The sequence below is a fragment of the Streptomyces sp. PL-25 genome, from assembly GCF_058344915.1.
The window spans coordinates 4865523-4883512 of the sequence record NZ_CP136997.1 but is presented as its reverse complement, the minus strand read 5'-3'; the positions used below and the strand labels follow the sequence as shown (position 1 = coordinate 4883512).

The 17990-nt window shown below is 72.9% G+C and carries 17 protein-coding genes; 9 read left to right on the top strand and 8 right to left on the bottom strand.

The features are described from left to right. Positions 1–361: 361 nt before the first annotated feature. Both R4Z62_RS22175 and R4Z62_RS22170 read left to right on the top strand, forming a co-directional pair. A complete protein-coding gene (locus R4Z62_RS22175; RefSeq protein ID WP_491520697.1) occupies positions 362–2905 on the top strand; it encodes a DEAD/DEAH box helicase in 2544 nt (847 codons plus the stop codon). 225 nt (positions 2906–3130) lie between these two features. Beyond that, entirely contained in the window at positions 3131–4087 is a 957-nt protein-coding gene (locus R4Z62_RS22170) for an alpha/beta fold hydrolase (protein ID WP_491520696.1), read from the top strand. Here the strand turns inward: R4Z62_RS22170 and R4Z62_RS22165 are convergent. After that, complete coding sequence (locus tag R4Z62_RS22165) at positions 4047–4955, bottom strand: NYN domain-containing protein (RefSeq protein ID WP_237305563.1); 909 nt, start codon at positions 4953–4955, stop codon at positions 4047–4049. The two genes, R4Z62_RS22170 and R4Z62_RS22165, sit on opposite strands and share 41 nt — an antisense overlap. Before the next feature lie 231 nt (positions 4956–5186). On the opposite strand from R4Z62_RS22165, the gene R4Z62_RS22160 reads away from it, so the two are divergent. Beyond that, a complete protein-coding gene (locus tag R4Z62_RS22160) occupies positions 5187–5339 on the top strand; it encodes a DUF8834 family protein (protein ID WP_173860878.1) in 153 nt (50 codons plus the stop codon). 103 nt (positions 5340–5442) lie between these two features. On the opposite strand, the gene R4Z62_RS22155 is transcribed toward R4Z62_RS22160, so the two are convergent. The 3 genes from R4Z62_RS22155 to R4Z62_RS22145 form a co-directional block, all read right to left on the bottom strand. Then, complete coding sequence (locus R4Z62_RS22155; RefSeq protein ID WP_491520695.1) at positions 5443–6054, bottom strand: MarC family protein; 612 nt, start codon at positions 6052–6054, stop codon at positions 5443–5445. 88 nt (positions 6055–6142) lie between these two features. Further along, positions 6143–7021, bottom strand: a complete 879-nt coding sequence (locus R4Z62_RS22150; RefSeq protein WP_064535121.1) for a PHP domain-containing protein — start codon at positions 7019–7021, stop codon at positions 6143–6145. Between the two features lie 142 nt (positions 7022–7163). After that, the gene (locus R4Z62_RS22145) at positions 7164–7805 is read right to left on the bottom strand and encodes a DUF6758 family protein (RefSeq protein WP_064535120.1); all 642 of its coding nucleotides are present in this window, start codon (positions 7803–7805) and stop codon (positions 7164–7166) included. Between the two features lie 172 nt (positions 7806–7977). Here R4Z62_RS22145 and R4Z62_RS22140 point away from each other — a divergent pair, with 172 nt between their 5' ends. Next, positions 7978–9207 (top strand): MFS transporter, encoded by a 1230-nt coding sequence (locus tag R4Z62_RS22140; RefSeq protein ID WP_064535118.1) that lies wholly within the window; start codon positions 7978–7980, stop codon positions 9205–9207. A 43-nt stretch (positions 9208–9250) separates the two neighbouring features. Here R4Z62_RS22140 and R4Z62_RS22135 read toward each other — a convergent pair whose 3' ends face one another. Beyond that, positions 9251–9835, bottom strand: a complete 585-nt coding sequence (locus R4Z62_RS22135; RefSeq protein WP_064535114.1) for a suppressor of fused domain protein — start codon at positions 9833–9835, stop codon at positions 9251–9253. Between the two features lie 473 nt (positions 9836–10308). Between R4Z62_RS22135 and R4Z62_RS22130 the strand changes: the two genes are divergently transcribed. Next, positions 10309–11424 carry a magnesium and cobalt transport protein CorA gene (locus R4Z62_RS22130; protein ID WP_018571263.1) on the top strand — a complete coding sequence of 372 codons (1116 nt, stop codon included), beginning with the start codon at positions 10309–10311 and terminating at the stop codon, positions 11422–11424. A gap of 40 nt (positions 11425–11464) precedes the next feature. Then, complete coding sequence (locus R4Z62_RS22125) at positions 11465–11977, top strand: hypothetical protein (protein WP_064535112.1); 513 nt, start codon at positions 11465–11467, stop codon at positions 11975–11977. Between the two features lie 18 nt (positions 11978–11995). Here R4Z62_RS22125 and R4Z62_RS22120 read toward each other — a convergent pair whose 3' ends face one another. After that, the gene (locus tag R4Z62_RS22120; RefSeq protein WP_355484736.1) at positions 11996–12775 is read right to left on the bottom strand and encodes a hypothetical protein; all 780 of its coding nucleotides are present in this window, start codon (positions 12773–12775) and stop codon (positions 11996–11998) included. A 320-nt stretch (positions 12776–13095) separates the two neighbouring features. Between R4Z62_RS22120 and R4Z62_RS22115 the strand changes: the two genes are divergently transcribed. Genes R4Z62_RS22115 through R4Z62_RS22105 form a run of 3 tightly spaced genes read left to right on the top strand, consistent with a single transcriptional unit; the run spans position 13096 to position 16235 of the window. Then, the gene (locus R4Z62_RS22115; RefSeq protein WP_064535110.1) at positions 13096–14433 is read left to right on the top strand and encodes a magnesium transporter MgtE N-terminal domain-containing protein; all 1338 of its coding nucleotides are present in this window, start codon (positions 13096–13098) and stop codon (positions 14431–14433) included. Beyond that, on the top strand, positions 14423–15058 hold the full coding sequence (locus R4Z62_RS22110; protein WP_355484738.1) for a DUF1003 domain-containing protein: 636 nt from the start codon (positions 14423–14425) through the stop codon (positions 15056–15058). The genes R4Z62_RS22115 and R4Z62_RS22110 overlap by 11 nt, the downstream gene beginning before the upstream one ends. A 43-nt stretch (positions 15059–15101) precedes the next feature. Further along, a complete protein-coding gene (locus tag R4Z62_RS22105; protein ID WP_491520694.1) occupies positions 15102–16235 on the top strand; it encodes an Mrp/NBP35 family ATP-binding protein in 1134 nt (377 codons plus the stop codon). 108 nt (positions 16236–16343) lie between these two features. Here R4Z62_RS22105 and R4Z62_RS22100 read toward each other — a convergent pair whose 3' ends face one another. After that, a complete protein-coding gene (locus R4Z62_RS22100; protein ID WP_491520693.1) occupies positions 16344–17015 on the bottom strand; it encodes a hypothetical protein in 672 nt (223 codons plus the stop codon). A gap of 252 nt (positions 17016–17267) precedes the next feature. Continuing rightward, positions 17268–17738, bottom strand: coding sequence for a sec-independent translocase (locus R4Z62_RS22095; RefSeq protein WP_382850887.1), 471 nt, complete (start codon positions 17736–17738; stop codon positions 17268–17270). Positions 17739–17990 lie beyond the last annotated feature (252 nt).

Here is a 17990-nt window from a genome sequence, read left to right as displayed (position 1 = left end):
GCATGAGGATGCCCGGTCGGTGGCCCGATCGGCTCCGACCCGACAGCCCTCCCTGACCGTACGGCACAGTGCGTACGACGATCGGAGGGACCCCCTCAGCGGTACGAGCGCTGGGCCGGCCCCGTGGGCAGGCCCTAGAGCGTCGGCAGAGGTCCCGCGCCACCCGGCCGGCCTGAGCGGCAAGACCGCACGGCCGCCGTCGTCCCCGGTGCGGTCCGACACGACCCCCGCACTCGCCTCGCGCCGCACACACAGAAGAGGCAGCACCCTGACTACGACGTTCCGATCCCTCGGGATCCTCCCCGAGACCGCCGAGGCCCTGGAGGCCGTCGGCATCACCACTCCGTTCCCCATCCAGGAGATGACGCTCCCCGTGGCCCTGTCGGGCACGGACGTCATCGGCCAGGCCAAGACCGGCACCGGCAAGACGCTCGGCTTCGGCCTCCCGCTCCTGGAGCGCGTCACCGTCCCCGCCGACGTCGAGGCCGGACGCGCCACCCCCGAGGCCCTCACCGACGCCCCGCAGGCCCTCGTCGTCGTCCCCACGCGCGAGCTGTGCGTCCAGGTGACCAACGACCTGCTGACCGCCGGCAAGGTGCGCAATGTGCGGGTGACCGCGATCTACGGCGGCCGGGCCTACGAGCCCCAGGTCGAGGCCCTGAAGAAGGGCGTCGACGTGATCGTCGGCACCCCGGGCCGCCTGCTGGACCTCGCGGGCCAGAAGAAGCTGAACCTCAAGCACGTCAAGGCCCTCGTCCTCGACGAGGCCGACGAGATGCTCGACCTGGGCTTCCTGCCCGACGTCGAGAAGATCATCGGCATGCTTCCGGCCCGGCGCCAGACCATGCTGTTCTCGGCCACCATGCCGGGCGCGGTCATCGGTCTCGCCCGCCGCTACATGTCGCAGCCCACGCACATCCGCGCCACCACGCCGGACGACGAGGGCGCGACGGTGGCCAACACCACCCAGTTCATCTACCGCGCGCACAACATGGACAAGCCCGAGATGGTCGCGCGCATCCTCCAGGCCGAGGGCCGCGGGCTGGTGATGATCTTCTGCCGGACCAAGCGCACGGCGGCCGACCTCGCCGACCAGCTCAAGCAGCGCGGTTTCGCCTCCGGCGCGGTCCACGGCGACCTCGGCCAGGGCGCCCGCGAGCAGGCGCTGCGCGCCTTCCGCAACGGCAAGGTCGACGTGCTCGTCTGCACCGACGTCGCCGCCCGCGGTATCGACGTCGAGGGCGTGACCCACGTCATCAACTATCAGTCGCCCGAAGAGGAGAAGACGTACCTGCACCGCATCGGCCGCACCGGCCGCGCGGGCGCCAAGGGTACGGCGATCACCCTCGTCGACTGGGACGACATCCCGCGCTGGCAGCTGATCAACAAGGCGCTGGAGCTGGGCTTCAACGACCCGCCGGAGACGTACTCCACTTCCCCGCACCTCTTCACCGACCTGGGCATCCCGGCGGGCACGAAGGGCATCCTGCCGCGCTCGGAGCGCACTCGCGCCGGGCTGGACGCGGAGGAGCTGGAGGACCTCGGCGAGACCGGTGGCCGCGGTGCCCGCGGGCGCGGCGGCCGGGGCGGACGCCCCGAGGGCCGCACCGCCGACCGCGACCGTGACCGGGATCGCGACCGAGACCGCGACCGCGACCACTCGGAGCGCACTCCGCGCCGGCGCCGCCGCACGCGCGGCGGTGCGCCGGTGGAAGCGGGCGCGCAGGGCACCGGTACGGCGGCCGAGGCCGCCCCGGCCGCCGCGGCACTCGCCGACGAGGCCGCCGCTGTCCGCACCCCGCGCCGCCGCCGGCGGACGCGCTCCGGTGCGGGCGCCCAGCAGCAGCCGGTCCAGCAGTCCGCCGCTGCCGCCGTCCCCGCGACGGCCGAGGCGGCCGTGACGGCGGCGGAGAGCCCCGCGCTGGACACCGCCGACGCGACGGACAGGCCGCGCCGCCGCCGGACCCGCCGCTCGGTGGAGTCCCCGGCCGTGGCGAGCACGGCCGCTCCGGCCGCCGAGGCCGTGAGTCCCGCTCCCGAGGCGCCGCAGGCCGCCGTCGCGGCGACCGCCGTGGCGGAGGCCGACGCCGAGGCGGTCGCCCCCGCCCCGCGCCGCACCCGCAAGAAGGCGGCCCCGGCCGCCGAGGCCGAGGCCGTGACCGAGGTCACGGCGGAGGCGCCGAAGGCCGAGCCGCGCCGCCGGACCCGCAAGGCCGCGCAGCCCGCACCGGCCGCCGAGACCGAGGCCGAGGCCGCCGCGACGGCACCCGCCGAGGCCGCGCCGAAGCGCACCCGCAAGAAGGCCGTCGCCGCCGAGGCGCCGGAGGCCGTCGCGGAGACCGAGGCCAAGCCGAAGCGCACCCGCGCCCGCAAGGCCGTGGTCGCCGAAGCCACCGACGCGGCACCGGCCGCCGAGGCGGTCGAGGCGACGGCCACCGCGGAGGGCGTGGCCGCCAAGCCGCGCCGTACCCGCAAGGCCGCGGCCCCCGCCGTGGAGACCACCGCCGCGCCCGCCGGGGCGGAGGCCGCTCCCGCCGAGGAGAAGCCGAAGCGGACCCGCAAGAAGGCGGTCGCCGCCGAGGCACCGGAGCCGGTCGCGGACGCCGAGGAGAAGCCGAAGCGCACGCGCAAGAAGGCGGTCGCCGCCGAGGCGCCGGAAGCCGTCGCGGACGCCGAGGCCAAGCCGAAGCGGACCCGCAAGGCCGCCGCCAAGGCACCCGTCGACGCCGCCGAGGGCGAGGCCGCCGAGGCCAAGCCCAAGCGGACCCGCAAGGCCGCCGCCAAGGCACCCGCGACGGAGGCCCCCGGGGCGGAGATCCCGGCGCAGTCGACCGGTGAGCCGGCCGCCGCTCCGCGTCGGCGTACGCGCAAGGCGGCCGCGGCCGTCGAATCCGCGGAGCTCTGAGCGGGCACCGCCCCGCACCGGCAGCACGGCCGACGGCCCGGTCCACCTCGCGTGGGCCGGGCCGTCGGCCGTTACCGCACCCGGCCGCGGCGCCCGGCCGCGGACCGGCCCGTACCACCCGGCCACCCTCCGCCCTTCCACCCCTCCGCCCCTCCACCCCTCCACCCCTCCGCCCCTCCGCCCCTCCGCCCCTCCGCCCGGCAGGCTCCCCGATAGCCTCACCCCATGAGCAGGCCCTTCTCCTTCGTCCCGCCGTCCGGCGCCCGGAGCTACCGGCTGCGTACCGCGCGCGGTGAGTTCGCCGTCGTCGACGTGCCCGCCGCGGCCGGTGCCGGGCCCCGGGGCACGGCGCTGCTGCTGCCCGGCTTCACCGGCAGCAAGGAGGACTTCAACGCGCTGCACGCACCGCTCGCGGCGCGCGGCTACCGGACCGTGGCCGTGGACGGGCGCGGGCAGTTCGAGTCGGACGGCCCCGAGCACGACGAGTCCGCGTACGCCCAGGAGCAGCTCGCGCGGGACGTGCTCGCGCAGGCCGCCGCGCTCGCCGTCCCGGTGCATCTGCTCGGGCACTCCCTCGGCGGGCAGATCGCCCGCGCGGCCGTTCTGCTCGACCGCTCCCCCTTCGTCTCGCTCACCCTGATGTCCTCGGGGCCGGCGCAGGTCTCCGCCTCCCAGCAGCAGCGCGTGAAGCTGCTGCGGGACGCGCTCGCGGCGCTGTCGATGGCCGAGGTGTGGGAGGCCGTCCAGGCCGTGGAGGCGGCCGCGGCGGCCGGGGGCGCGGACGAGGACGGCGGTCTGTCCGTCACCCTGGACTCGGGCGCCGAGGACCGGGACGACCTGCGACGCCGCTGGCTGGGCACCCAGCCCGCGCAGTTGCTGGCCACCGGGCGCCAGTTGTGCGCGGAACCGGACCGGACCGCCGAACTGGCCGCCGTCGCGCTGCCGTTCCATGTGCTGTCGGGGGCCCGGGACGACGCCTGGCCGGTGCCGCTGCTGGACGCCATGGCCGTACGGCTCGGGGCCCGGCGCACGGTCGTCGAGGGCGCCGAGCACTCGCCCAATGTGGACCGGCCGCTCGCCACCGCCCAGGCGCTCGCCGACTTCTGGGACGAGGCGACCCGCCAGAACACCGCCCCGGGCTTCAGTACTGCGCCTGCAGGTGGTCCCAGAAGCCGTCCCTGAGGGAGCGGCGCAGGTCGGCCTGGCCGCGCAGCGAGTACTGGAGCAGGCCCTCGGCCTCGACCAGGAGTTCCTGGTCGACGGAGCCGGGCAGGTAGGGGTGGCCGGGCAGGAGTTCCATCACGCTGTCCCGGCCGCGCGCCGCCAGCCACTTGGCGGCGATCTGCGCGCCGACGAAGCGTACGTCCTCGCGGGTCGGCCGGGTGGTGGCCGTCGGGTCGTAGGTGACCGGGGTGCGCCGGGAGACGTAGGGCTTGAAGAACTCGAGGTCGAGGGTGCGCTGGCTGTCGACCTCCCACAGCAGCGGCTCGGCCTGGTTGCGGCCCTCGGGGGCCTCGATGCCCCACAGGTGGACCCGGGCGCCGTAGCCCTGGGCGGCCTCCACCGCGGAGACCAGGTCCTCGTCGCCGCCGAGCAGGGCGGCGTCGCTGATGGCGCGGTGCCGGGCCAGCGACTCCAGGTCCGAGCGGATCAGGGAGTCGACGCCCTTCTGCTGGTTGTTGGCGTTGAGGTTGCCGAGGCGGACCTTCACGTCGGGCAGTTCGGCGATGGTCTGCTGCTCGGCGGTGTGGATCCGGCGCCGGGCGCCGTCGTACCAGTAGACGCGCAGCAGCCTGCTGTCGGCGAAGACCGTCCGGGCCCGGTCGATGAGCGCGTCGATGAGGCCCTCGGCGTCCAGGTCGAAGGCGCGGCGGTCCTCGGTGCCGGCGACGAGGCGGCCCGCGGCGGCGTAGAGATAGCCGGCGTCTACGAAGATCGCGTGGGTCGAGGGCGTCTTGGCCACCTCGGCGAGCATGCGTTCCAGTAGCTCGTTCGTGTGGTCGATGCGGGCGGCGAGCGCCGCGCGGTCTTCGTTCATGGCCTCGTTCATCACCTCCATTGTCCCGGTGGTCACGCAGCGAACACAACCGGTCCCGATCGGTCGACGGAGAGACCGTGACACATCAGTAATTAGACGTTCGAAAAATTTCCTTAGCGTAGGGAATGTTCGTGGCAGGTGAACCGTTGACCAGATATACGGAGCACGGGGCACCGATGCCGCGAGCACCATCCATCTCCAGTAATTCTCCGCAGGAGGATGACCAGACGAAGGGAGAAGCCTGTGCGCTTCGAGATCATGCGACTCGACGAGGTCGACGGGACCACCGTGGACAGCACCGTCGTGGACGCCGCCTCCGTCAATCGGATCGTTCAGCAGGCCGCCGCCGTGGGGCAGCGCCTCTGGATCCGCCCGGCCGACACCCCGGCCTCGTAACAGCAGGGGCTGTCTACACACTTCGGAGCCCCCGCACGGCACGCGTGAGCGTGGCCGGGCGGGGGCTCCGTGCGTCCTCCGGAGACTCCCCGGGCTCCGGGGCTCAGGCGCCGCCCCGTACCACCTGGGTGATGCCGTTGATGATCTGCTGCACGGCGATGGCGGAGAGCATCATGCCCGCCAGCCGGGTCACCAGGACCACACCGCCGTCCTTGATGACGCGGATGATCAGCAGCGAGTAGCGCATGACGAGCCAGAGCACCACGTGGATCGCGACGATCGCCGACCAGACGGAGACCTGGGTGGCGACGCTGTCGGCCTTCTGCACGGCCAGGATGACGGACACGATCGCGCCGGGTCCGGCCAGCAGCGGCATGCCCAGCGGGACCAGGGCGACGTTGACGTCCTTGGTCGCCTTGGGCTCGTCGGTCTTGCCGGTGAGCAGGTCCAGGGCGATCAGCAGCAGGAGCAGTCCGCCCGCGATCATCAGCGCGGGGACCGAGACATGCAGGTAGTCGAGGATCTGGTGGCCGAGGACACCGAACACGGCGATCACGCCGCCGCCCGCCACGCAGACGGCCTGGAAGGCCATCCGCTTCTGGATCTTGGCGGGCCGCCCGGCGGTCAGCGCGAGGAAGATCGGGGTGATCCCGGGGGGATCCATGATCACGAAGAGAGTGAGGAAGAGGGAGCCGAAAACGGCAGCGTCGAACATCGTCTGAACAGGCCTTGCGTACGTGCGGAGGGAAGGGGGGAAGGAAGGCGGGGGTGGGTGCGGGCGCGCGCGGGAAGGGGCAGGGGCCTCAGGCCGTGCCCGCGACCGCGCCGTCTCCGCCGGCGCCCGGCACCGGGAACGCTCCGGTCGCCCGCCGCGTGATCTCCCCGTACACGTCGGGGTGCGTGGTGAACTCGCCCAGGGCGACGGCCTTGCGGTCGCCGTGGTAGTCGCTGGAGCCGGTGACCAGCAGGCCCAGCTCCCCGGCCAGACCGCGCAGCCGGGCCCGGGTCGGCGCGTCGTGGTCCATGTGGTCGACCTCGATGCCGTCGAGACCGGCGGCGGCCAGCTCGGCGATCGTGGACTCCGGGACCGTACGCCCGCGCTTGGCGGCGGCCGGGTGTGCGAAGACGCAGACCCCGCCCGCACCCTTGACCAGGCGGATCGCCTCGAACGGGTCGGTCTCGTGCTTGGCGACCCAGGCCCGGCCGCCGTCGGCCAGCCACTGGTCGGTGAAGGCGTCGCTCACGGTCGGTACGACGCCCAGCTCCACGAGGGCGGAGGCGACGTGCGGGCGGCCGACCGAGCCGTCGCCCGCGATCCGCGCGACCTGTTCCCAGGTGACGGGCACACCGAGCGCGTTGAGCCGGGCGACCATGCCCTGGGCCCGGGGCACCCGGTCGTCGCGGACCAGCTCCCGCTCGGCGAGCAGGGCGGGCTCCTCGGGGTCGAAGAGGTAGGCCAGCATGTGCATGCTGACGCCGTCGACGCGGCACGACAGCTCGGCGCCGGTGACGAGGGTCAGCCCCTCGGGCAGCGCGGCGATCGCCTCGGCGTGGCCGCGGGTGGTGTCGTGGTCGGTCAGCGCGACGACGTCCAGTCCGGCCGCGGCGGCGTTCCGCACCAGTTCGGCCGGGGTGTCCGTGCCGTCGGACGCGTCGGAGTGGGTGTGCAGGTCGATACGCACGACACGGACTCCAGACGGTGACGGGACGGAAAGGGACACTCAAGGATAACGGGAGACAAGGGGTGCCTTGTCACCCCCGCACACCCGCCTCGCCCCCTACATGCGCCCGCAACACACCCGCAACACGCCCGGACGGGCGGGCCTACGGCTGCAACAGCCGCGGGGACAGCGCCCCGCACGGCACCAGCTCGGCCTCGGCGCCCGCGTCCCGCAGGTCGGCCAGGACCAGTTCGTCGTACATCAGCAGGCCGGACTGCTCGGGCCAGACCACCGCCCACAGCCACAGCCCGAGGGCCTCGCCCGCGAAGACGGCGCGGTCGACCGGGGCGCCGCCGACGTGCCACAGGGGGGTCGGGCGGCCCGCGGCCAGCACCTTCGCGTCCGGTGGCTTCTCCACGTTCAGACAGGGGCCGGGGTCGGGGCCCTCGATGCCGGCGTAGCGGGCGCCGAGGCCGACACCCAGTTCCTCGGCGACGAGGATCAGCTCGCCCATGCCGCCGAGCGGTCCGGGGCCCGAGCAGGCCACGGCGGTCGCCCGGCCGCCGCTGCGGTCGTCGCCCGCGGCGGCCACACCGGTGAACAGCCACCCCACGGGCAGCGGCCACGGCATCCACACGGGCACCTGGGTGCGGCTGACGACGACGCCGAGTCCTTCGACGCTCGGCGGGGTCACGGGCTGCACCGGATGCACCGTCCCGTGCTCAGCGCACTGCCAGGTGTCGCTGAAGAGGCCGGGAGCCCTGACCCGGCCACCGCACTTCGGGCAACTGGGTTCGCCCCTCATAGAGCCCCACGGTCCTACCCGGACAGCGCCGCGTCAAGGACGATCACCCGTCCGGAGGGAGGCCGTCCACCTCGGACCAAATAGATGTACCTTGCATTAATTAGCTGATCTAACTTACTATGTGCATAAGCCAACCATCGTTCGAGCATCAACCGTCCGGATTGGAGCACGCATGGCCGCGGACCCCTTCGACGCGGGCGCCGGCAGCATCCTGCGGCAGCCGAAGGCCGTCTGGGCTACGGCGGGAGCGTCCGTCGTCGCCTTCATGGGCATCGGTCTGGTCGACCCGATCCTGCCCTCCATCGCCAAGGGCCTGGACGCCACCGCCAGCCAGGTCTCCCTGCTCTTCACCTCCTACTTCCTGATCACCGCCGTGGCGATGCTGGTCACCGGCTTCGTCTCCAGCCGCATCGGCGGCAAGAAGACGCTGCTGCTCGGCCTCGCCTTCGTGGTGGTCTTCGCCGGGCTCGCCGGCACCTCGGGATCCGTCGCCCAACTGGTCGGTTTCCGGGCCGGCTGGGGCCTCGGCAACGCGCTCTTCGTCTCCACCGCGCTCGCGGTCATCGTCGGCGCGGCGGCGGGCGGCAGCGCGGCGGCCATCCTGCTCTACGAGTCCGCGCTCGGCCTCGGCATGGCCTGCGGCCCGCTGGTGGGCGCCCTGCTCGGCAACGCGAGCTGGCGCTACCCGTTCTTCGGCACCGCGTTCCTGATGGCCGTCGGGTTCCTGTGCATCACCGCGTTCCTGAAGGAACAGCCGAGGCCCGCCCGCAAGACCTCACTGCTCGACCCGCTCAAGGCGCTGGGCCACGGCGGTCTCGCCTCGGCGGCGGTCTCGGCCTTCTTCTACAACTACACGTTCTTCACCGTGCTGGCCTTCACGCCGTTCGTGCTGGACATGACGCCGTACAAGTCGGGCGCGGTGTTCTTCGTCTGGGGCCTGCTGCTCGCCGTGTTCTCCGTGCTGGTGGCGCCGCGCATGCAGGCGCGGTTCGGCTCGCTGAAGGTGCTCGGCGGCTCCCTGGTGCTGCTCGCCGCCGACGTGGTCGTCCTCGGCTACGGCGACCACACCACCGCGATCGTCTGCACCGTGCTGTCCGGCGCCTTCATCGGCGTGAACAACACCGTCTACACCGAGTTGGCGCTCGGGGTGTCGGACGCGCCGCGCCCGGTGGCGAGCGCCGGCTACAACTTCGTGCGCTGGTTCGCCGCCGCCGCGGCCCCTTATCTCGCCCCGAAGATCGAGGAGTGGAGCGACCTCCACATCCCGTTCGTGGTCGCGGGTGCCACCGCGCTGCTGGGCGCGCTGGTGGTCCTGGTGCGGCGCCGCTCCCTCACATACGAGGCCGAGCAGCTGGAACCGCGCCACGCGACCGAGGACAGCGTCACGGTTTTCGCCAACTGACGTACACGATCCGCGGCTTGGGTGAGATCGGTCACTGCGGTGGTCACTCCAGCGGGACGGACCGGCGGGCCGGGTCCCGCAGGTCCGTCCCGTGCGTCAGCCAGCGCTCCTGGAGCACCTGCGCGCCGTGCACGCGTTTGAACGCGGCCTCGTTCGGCGTCATCGGCAGCAGCGGCAGGAACCGCACGGGATCCAGCGGCGCGTCGAGTTCCAGGTCCTCCACCAGGCCGCCCGGCTCGGCCACCAGGACCGAGGTGAAGGGCGCGCCCGGCCACAGCGCCTCCCCCACGTCGAGCGAGGCACCGGGCGCCACGACCACACCCTCGACCTGCGGGGACGCGCCGAGGACGGCGAGCGGGCGGAGCACCTTGTCGGTGTCGGCGCGGCCGGTGCGCACCGAGAGGACCAGTTCGGCGCGCGGCCCGGCGACCGGGTCGGCGACCATCGCCGTGGGGTCCGCCATGGGCCGGGCCGACATGCCGAGCGTGGCGTAGCGGACGATGTCCCCCTCCTGGAAGCGCAGCACCTCGATCCGGTCCGTGCCGAGGAAGGTGACCGCCGCGCGCGCGTCCGGCTCGCCCAGCGCCGAGCGCAACCGGGCCTCGACCAGAGGAAGAACATCTGCCATGTCGCGAGCATAGAACTCGTCAGTACCCGGCAAAGCGGCACCTTGACACGTCGGCCGACTGATACTCTGACTCGGTGGTTCGGGGCAGCACGCAGAAGCGTCGCGATCAAGCCCCGACGCCGATGGGACTCCCTTACGAGGGACCGGCCGGAGGAGGTGGGGCTGTCATGGATCGAAGTCGACCGTGCAGTAGCACCCGCTCTTCCCGCCGCTGATGTAGCTGTTCCGGCTCCGGCTGACCGCCACCTCTCGCCTTCGTGCCCCTGTGCGCGTCGTACGGAAGAGCACTTCGTTTCGTTTGCCTGATCGTCCGATCTGACCGATCGAAATCAGTGACGAAGCCCGCTCACCGCGTCGGTGCGGTGCTCCCCGCTTTGTGGACGTGCGAAACATCCGCACGCCGGACGTCCTCATTCCGGGCAGTTCCGACCGCCGTAGGCGCTCTTCGTCGCTCGTCACGAAGGAGTCCCGCCATGTCGATGATCCGTGACCTGCGCGCCGTGGTCCGCCCGTCCCGCCCGGCGCAGCGCAAGGACAACGGCACCTACGACACCACCCGCGACCCGGCGACGCCCTCGGCCGTCGTCGACTGCGCCGTCTACCGCGACGGCGCCCGCGTCGAGACCCGTGCCCCGCTCACCCCGCAGGAGGCGATGCGCCTGGTGCGGCGCGACGGCGGCTTCGTGTGGATCGGGCTGCACGAGCCCACCGAGGCCGAATTCGCGGGCATCGCCTCGGAGTTCGGACTGCACCCGCTGGCCGTGGAGGACGCGGTCCAGGCCCACCAGCGGCCCAAGCTGGAGCGCTACGACGACTCGCTGTTCACCGTCTTCAAGACGATCCACTACGTCGACCACGACCAGCTCACCGCCAACAGCGAGGTCGTCGAGACCGGCGAGGTGATGTGCTTCACCGGACGGGACTTCTTCATCACCGTCCGGCACGGCGGCCAGGGTTCGCTGCGCGCGCTGCGCCACCGGCTCCAGGACGACCCCGAGCTGCTGGTCAAGGGCCCCTCGGCGGTGCTGCACGCCATCGCCGACCATGTGGTCGACGGCTACATCGCGGTCGCCTCCGCCCTCCAGGACGACGTGGACGAGGTCGAGACCGAGGTGTTCTCGCCGGGCCGCGGCCGCACCCCGCGCGGCACCGACGCCGGGCGGATCTACCAGCTCAAGCGCGAGGTCATGGAGTTCAAGCGCGCGGTGTCGCCGCTGCTGCGGCCCATGCAGCTGCTGAGCGAGCGCCCGATGCGGCTGATCGACCCGGACATCCAGAAGTACTTCCGCGACGTGGCCGACCACCTGGCCCGCGCCCAGGAGCAGGTCATCGGCTTCGACGAACTGCTCAACTCCATCCTCCAGGCCAACCTCGCCCAGGCGTCCGTCGCGCAGAACGAGGACATGCGGAAGATCACCGCGTGGGCCGCGATCATCGCCGTACCGACGATGGTCTGCGGGGTCTACGGCATGAACTTCAAGTACATGCCCGAGACCCACTGGAAGTACGGCTACCCGGTGGTCATGGCGGTCACGGCCGCGATCTGCCTCGGCATCCACCGCACGCTCAAGCGCAACGGCTGGCTGTGAGCGCCGCCGGTGCCCGGCCGGGTCTCGTTACGCTGCTGTCATGACAAGCGCACTGCTCGACCGGGCCCTCGTCGAGGAGGCCACGAAGAAGTCCGGCCTCGTCTGGGTCGCGGGCCCCGGCGGACCGGCCCGCCCCCTGTGGCACGTCTGGCACGAGGGCGCGGCCTGCCTGGTCGGTGACGGCCCCGGCGAGCAGCCGCTGCCCGGCCTGGCCGACGGGGTCACCGCCGAGGTGACGGTGCGCAGCAAGGACAAGGGCGGCCGTCTGGTCACCTGGGCGGCGCGCGTCGTGGAACTCGCGCCCGGCTCGCAGGCGTGGCAGGAGGCGGTGGCCGAGCTGAAGGGCAAGCGCCTGAACGCGCCGGACGCGGAGACCATGACCGAGCGGTGGGCCCGCGAGTGCCGGGTGCTGCGCCTGGAGCCGACCGGCACCCTGGAGCCGCTGCCCGGCACCTCGCTGGCCGAGGCGCCGCTGCCCACTCCCGCGACGACCCGTCAGCCGGTCCCGGCGGGGCTGCCCCGGCTGCTGCTGAGGAAGAAGCGGCGGCGGTAGCGGCGGCCGGGCGGCCCGTCAGGACGTCGGCAGCTGCCTGCCGTAGTCGACGGTGTCGTCCGCGTCCGGCTCGGCCAGCGGGAAGTCCTTGCCCCACTCGGTGAAGGTCAGGGTGCCCGCGTCGCCCGCGCGGGCCAGCCGCAGCGGATAGGGGGCGCCCTCCAGGGAGACGTCCAGGGTGCCGCCGCTGCCGTCGCCGCCGGTGATGCGGATGGTGCGGACGCCGGACTGCTCGTGGTGGCCGTCCGCCGCCAGCGTGCCGTGCAGCGTCAGCAGGCTGTCGAGGAGCACGCCCTTGTCCGTGAACCCGCTGAACCGCTTGTACGCGGGGTCGCGCTGGGGCACCTTCACGTACTTGCCGTCGAGCTTGCCCGCCGCCCCTCCGTTCGTGCCGTGCGTGCCGCCCTTCCCGCCCTTGCCGTCGTCGTCCGCGTTGCTCCAGAACTGGGCGTCCGCCTTCAGATACAGCTGCGCGCCGACCCGCAGCAGCCCGAACGTCACCCCCTGCGAGGTGACCGAGCCCGTGCCGCCGTCGGACTTCAGCCGCATGTCGAGCCGGTACGTACGGCCGTTGCTGACCACGTCACCGGCCAGGTGCACGGCCCCGGCGGACGTGGCGGCGGCCTTGGTCCGCGCCTGGACCTGGTCGGCCGGCAGCTTGCCGACGCCGTTGGTGCCCGCGTCCGGATCGTCCCCGGAACAGCCCGTCAGGCCCGTGCCGGTGACGACGGCCAGCGCGCACAGCGCACTCGTCAGCGTGGCCCGGCGGGTACGGCGGCCCTGGGGAATCGCAGTCACAGGCGGCACTGCCTTTCAGCTCGCGAGCGGCGGGTGCGGTGCGGCCGCGGGCGCCGCGCGGCGTGACGGCGTACAGGGGAGGCACGGCACGCGGACGGCACCACGGGCTGGGGAACCCGTAGCGGCGTACGGCAGCGTACCGGGGGCGGCGCGGCCCGGCGGAGCCAGTCCGTCCGCTCCGCTCACCAGGGCGTATCCGAACGGGACGGGCTAGCCTGAAGCCCACTTGAGCGGGCAGGCGAGAAGACACCGGACACACCGGGCACACCCGGCACGGCAGCGACAGCGCGACAGGAAGACGCCAGGAAGGAGGCACGGTCATGGCAGCGGGCGCCCCCCGGATCTTCGTGTCGCATCTCGCCGGTGTCGCCGCCTTCGACCCGTCGGGCGACCAGGTGGGGCGGGTGCGCGATCTGGTCGTCATGCTGCGGGTCGGCCGCAAGCCGCCCCGGGTGCTCGGCCTGGTCGTCGAACTCTCCACCCGGCGCCGCATCTTCCTGCCCATGACCCGGGTCACCAGCATCGAGTCCGGCCAGGTCATCACCACCGGTGTGCTCAACGTCCGGCGCTTCGAGCAGCGGCCCACCGAGCGGCTCGTCTTCGGCGAGCTGCTGGACCGCCGCGTCACGCTCGTGGAGAGCGGCGAGGAGGCCACCGTGCTGGACCTGTCGGTGCACCAGCTGCCCGCCCGGCGGGACTGGGAGATCGACCGGGTCTTCGTGCGCAAGGGCCGCAAGGGCGGCGCCTTCCGGCGCAGCAGGGGCGAGACGCTGACCGTGGAGTGGTCGGCGGTCACCGGCTTCTCCCTGGAGGAGCACGGGCAGGGCGCCGAGAACCTGCTCGCCACCTTCGAGCAGCTGCGCCCCGCCGACCTCGCCAACGTGCTGCACCACCTGTCCCCCAAGCGGCGCGCGGAGGTCGCCGCCGCCCTGGACGACGACCGGCTCGCCGACGTCCTGGAGGAGCTGCCGGAGGACGACCAGATCGAGATCCTGGGCAAGCTGAAGGGCGAGCGCGCCGCCGACGTGCTGGAGGCGATGGACCCCGACGACGCGGCCGACCTGCTCGCCGAACTGCCCGAGGAGGAGCAGGAGCGGCTGCTCGGTCTGATGCAGCCGGCCGACGCCGCCGAGATGCGGCGCCTGATGTCGTACGAGGAGCACACCGCGGGCGGGCTGATGACGACCGAGCCGATCGTGCTGCGCCCGGACGCGACCGTCGCCGACGCGCTCGCCCGGGTCCGCAACCCGGACCTGTCCCCCGCGCTCGCCGCCCAGGTCTACGTCTGCCGGCCGCCCGACGAGACGCCGACCGGCAAGTACCTGGGCACGGTCCACTTCCAGCGGCTGCTGCGCGACCCGCCGTACACGCTCGTCAGCTCGATCCTGGACGACGACCTCCAGGCGCTCTCCCCGGACGCCGAGCTGCCGGTGGTGGCCGGGTTCTTCGCGGCCTACGACATGGTCGCGGCGCCCGTGGTGGACGAGGCGGGGGCGCTGCTGGGCGCGGTCACCGTGGACGACGTGCTGGACCACATGCTGCCGGACGACTGGCGGGAGACGGAGTTCCACCTGGACGACGGGGCCGGGGCGGCGGCCGGGACCGCCGGGGGCACGGACAAGGGCGCGGGCGAGGGGACGGGCGGACATGGCGGCTGAGCGCGAGAGCACCCGCGAGCGGCACCCGGCCGGGGCCACCGCCGCCGGCCGGCCGCGGGCCCGGCTCGACCAGCCGCGCCCGCTGCGGCGGCGGCTGCTGCCCGAGTGGGACCCGGACGCCTTCGGCCGCCTGTCCGAGCGCATCGCGCGCTTCCTGGGCACCGGACGGTTCATCGTCTGGATGACGGTGGTGATCATCCTCTGGGTGGTCTGGAACGTGTCCGTGCCGCACCGGCTGCGCTTCGACGAGTACCCGTTCATCTTCCTGACGCTGGCGCTGTCCCTCCAGGCGTCCTACGCCGCCCCGCTGATCCTGCTGGCGCAGAACCGGCAGGACGACCGGGACCGGGTCAACCTCGAACAGGACCGCAAGCAGAACGAGCGGTCGATCGCCGACACCGAGTACCTGACCCGGGAGATCGCCGCGCTGCGGATGGGTCTGGGCGAGGTGGCGACCCGCGACTGGATCCGCTCCGAGCTCCAGGACCTCGGCAAGGAACTGGAGGAGAGACTGGAGGAGAGACTGGTCAGGGAACCGGACCGCGGTGGCGCCGGGGACGGGCGGGAACGGCCCGGGGTATTCCCGGCGGATCACCCGCGCGGACGTGACGTGGACGACCGCTGACAGGGGTCCCGGGGCCGCCGCCGGGCGCCGTACCATCGTCCTTATGGCTACGGAAGACGCGGTGCGCGCAGCGCTGGCGACGGTTGACGACCCCGAGATCCACCGACCCATCACCGAACTGGGCATGGTCAAATCGGTGGAGATCGGCGCGGACGGCGCGGTCGCGGTCACCGTGTACCTGACGGTCTCCGGCTGCCCGATGCGCGAGACGATCACCCAGCGCGTGACCGACGCGGTCGCACGGGTCGAGGGGGTCACCCGGGTCGACGTGTCGCTGGACGTGATGAGCGACGAGCAGCGCAAGGAGCTGGCGAGCGCCCTGCGCGGCGGCCAGACCGAGCGCGAGGTCCCCTTCGCCAGGCCGGGCAATCTGACCCGGGTCTACGCGGTCGCCTCCGGCAAGGGCGGCGTCGGCAAGTCCTCGGTGACGGTGAACCTGGCGGCGGCGATGGCCGCCGACGGCCTCAAGGTGGGCGTGGTCGACGCCGACATCTACGGCCACAGCGTGCCGCGCATGCTGGGTGCGGACGGCCGTCCCACCCAGGTCGAGAACATGATCATGCCGCCGTCGGCGAACGGCGTGAAGGTCATTTCCATCGGCATGTTCACCCCGGGCAACGCGCCGGTCGTCTGGCGCGGCCCGATGCTGCACCGCGCGCTCCAGCAGTTCCTGGCGGACGTGTACTGGGGCGACCTGGACGTGCTGCTGCTCGACCTGCCGCCCGGCACCGGCGACATCGCGATCTCCGTCGCCCAGCTCGTGCCGAACGCCGAGATCCTGGTGGTGACGACGCCTCAGCAGGCCGCCGCCGAGGTGGCCGAGCGGGCGGGCTCGATCGCCGTGCAGACCCACCAGAAGATCGTCGGTGTCGTCGAGAACATGTCCGGGCTGCCCTGCCCGCACTGCGGCGAGATGGTCGACGTGTTCGGCACCGGCGGCGGCCAGCTCGTCGCCGACGGCCTGACCCGCACCACCGGCGCCACGGTGCCGGTGCTCGGCTCCATCCCGATCGACGTCCGGCTGCGCGTGGGCGGCGACGAGGGCAAGCCGGTCGTCCTGACCGACCCGGACTCCCCGGCCGGTTCGGCCCTGCGCGCCATCGCGGGCAAGCTCGGCGGCCGCCAGCGGGGCCTGTCGGGGCTCTCCCTGGGCATCACGCCGAAGAACAAGTTCTGAGGCACCGCCGCACTCCTGTACGACGATCTCGTACGACGCCGAGGGGCGCCGTCCGCGCGGACGGCGCCCCTCGGCGTACCCGGCACGGATGCCCGGCGGGCGGCCCGGTCAGGCGTACGCGGTGATGTCCTGGACCACGGAGAAGCCCAGCCCGTAGGCGCTCATCCCCCGGCCGTACGCCCCCACGTGCACGCCCTGCGGGGTCGACCCGGCGAGCACCCAGCCGAACTCGGACTCGCGGTAGTGGAACGAGGTCGGGACGCCGTCCACGGGCAGCGACAGCGCCGACCAGTCCGGCCCGGACAGGTCGTCGGCGAGCTCCCACGCCGTCTCGGTCTGCTGGTCCAGCCAGTCGTCGCGCAGCGCGTGGTCCATCTGCATGGGCCAGGTGACCGACAGCAGGCCGACCCCGGCGAGCCAGGCCGCCGACGAGACGGAGGTGGCCTCCAGCTGGCCGGTGCCGTCGGCGAGACGCCGTTCGGGGCTGGCGGCGACGGTGACGACGACCGCGAACTTCTCCCTGGGGTCGTCCGGGGAGCCGGACACGAACTCGTTGCGCACCGAGGGTTCGTCACCGTGCCCGATGGAACCGTGTTCCACCGAACCGTCGGCCGAGGTGCCGACCTGAAGCAGCCAGCGCTGTCCCGTGAAGGCCTCGTCGAGGCCGTACCACGGGAAGGGCGCCAGCAGGTAGCCGTCGACCGTGCGCCGGGCGGAGGGCAGTGGTCTTCCGCCCTCCGCGGCCGGTGCCTGCGCGACCGCCCTACTTGTCGTCTCCATGTGCCCGGACGCCTCCTCGCTCTCGTCGGACCGGCGCGGCCCGCCCCCCTTCGGGCGTACTCGTCCGGTCCGCACAACAACTCGGCAGCATATCCACCCCGCACCGGGGCGCCGGGAACGCGCCCGGGGCGTGGCCCGCGCAGGCGGCGGGATCGGGCCGCCTGGCGCAGACGGGATCACTGAGAAGGAGTGACGCGCGCGGCGGACGTGGCGGGGAGGGACGTGGCGGTACGTGGCGGGGCGGCGGTGCACTCAGGTGGCGTCGGCGTCGAAGGGCGGGCGGTCGTCCCGCTCGGCGCTCTCCGGCTTCTTGGTCATGTCGATCCGGCCGCCGGACGCACCCGCGGAGGACTGGGCGGAGGGGGACGCCGCCGGTACGGAGACCGACTCGTCCTCGGAGTCGCGGCCGTTCACCGCGTCCGTGACCTCGGCCATCTCCTTCTTCAGGTCGAAGCCGTTGCGGATCTCCTTGAGCCCCAGGTCGTCGTTGTCCAGCTGCTTGCGGATGAACGTCTTGGGGTTGAGGTCCTCGAACTCGAAGTCCTTGAACTCCGGGCCCAGCTCCTTGCGGATGTCCTGCTTGGCGCTCTCCGAGAACTCCCGGATCTTACGGATCGTGCGCACCACGTCCTGGATCATCTTCGGGAGCTTGTCCGGACCGAACACGAGCATGGCCAGGACGATGAGCGTCGCCAGCTCGGGCAGTCCTATGTCGTTGAACACCTGAAGCTCCTTGCGATGTCCGTGGTCCTCGGCCCTCGGGTGGTCCGGTCTGAGCGGGTCTATCCGGGGTCCGGGCCGGCTCCACGGTACCCGGCCGAGGTGTCCGATCGGTACTGCCCCGAGGTGTCGGGGCCCGTGTACACGGCCAGTTTTCCGGCTTGTCCGCCTTCTGGAACGTCCGCGTCGCCCTCGGGCGCGGCGGGCGGCGCGCTCCGGGGGCGCGGCGCGGGCCGTGCGGGCCGCCGGTGAGGG

Bases quoted from the DNA above. Each gene is read 5' to 3' on its own strand.
- R4Z62_RS22140 (WP_064535118.1), top strand. From the start codon at position 7,978: ATGGCCGCGGACCCCTTCGACGCGGGCGCCGGCAGCATCCTGCGGCAG.
- R4Z62_RS22110 (WP_355484738.1), top strand. From the start codon at position 14,423: ATGGCGGCTGAGCGCGAGAGCACCCGCGAGCGGCACCCGGCCGGGGCC.
- R4Z62_RS22170 (WP_491520696.1), top strand. From the start codon at position 3,131: ATGAGCAGGCCCTTCTCCTTCGTCCCGCCGTCCGGCGCCCGGAGCTAC.
- R4Z62_RS22115 (WP_064535110.1), top strand. From the start codon at position 13,096: ATGGCAGCGGGCGCCCCCCGGATCTTCGTGTCGCATCTCGCCGGTGTC.
- R4Z62_RS22125 (WP_064535112.1), top strand. From the start codon at position 11,465: ATGACAAGCGCACTGCTCGACCGGGCCCTCGTCGAGGAGGCCACGAAG.
- R4Z62_RS22105 (WP_491520694.1), top strand. From the start codon at position 15,102: ATGGCTACGGAAGACGCGGTGCGCGCAGCGCTGGCGACGGTTGACGAC.
- R4Z62_RS22130 (WP_018571263.1), top strand. From the start codon at position 10,309: ATGTCGATGATCCGTGACCTGCGCGCCGTGGTCCGCCCGTCCCGCCCG.
- R4Z62_RS22145 (WP_064535120.1), bottom strand. From the start codon at position 7,805: ATGAGGGGCGAACCCAGTTGCCCGAAGTGCGGTGGCCGGGTCAGGGCT.
- R4Z62_RS22175 (WP_491520697.1), top strand. From the start codon at position 362: ATGACGCTCCCCGTGGCCCTGTCGGGCACGGACGTCATCGGCCAGGCC.
- R4Z62_RS22100 (WP_491520693.1), bottom strand. From the start codon at position 17,015: ATGGAGACGACAAGTAGGGCGGTCGCGCAGGCACCGGCCGCGGAGGGC.
- R4Z62_RS22135 (WP_064535114.1), bottom strand. From the start codon at position 9,835: ATGGCAGATGTTCTTCCTCTGGTCGAGGCCCGGTTGCGCTCGGCGCTG.
- R4Z62_RS22165 (WP_237305563.1), bottom strand. From the start codon at position 4,955: ATGAACGAGGCCATGAACGAAGACCGCGCGGCGCTCGCCGCCCGCATC.
- R4Z62_RS22155 (WP_491520695.1), bottom strand. From the start codon at position 6,054: ATGTTCGACGCTGCCGTTTTCGGCTCCCTCTTCCTCACTCTCTTCGTG.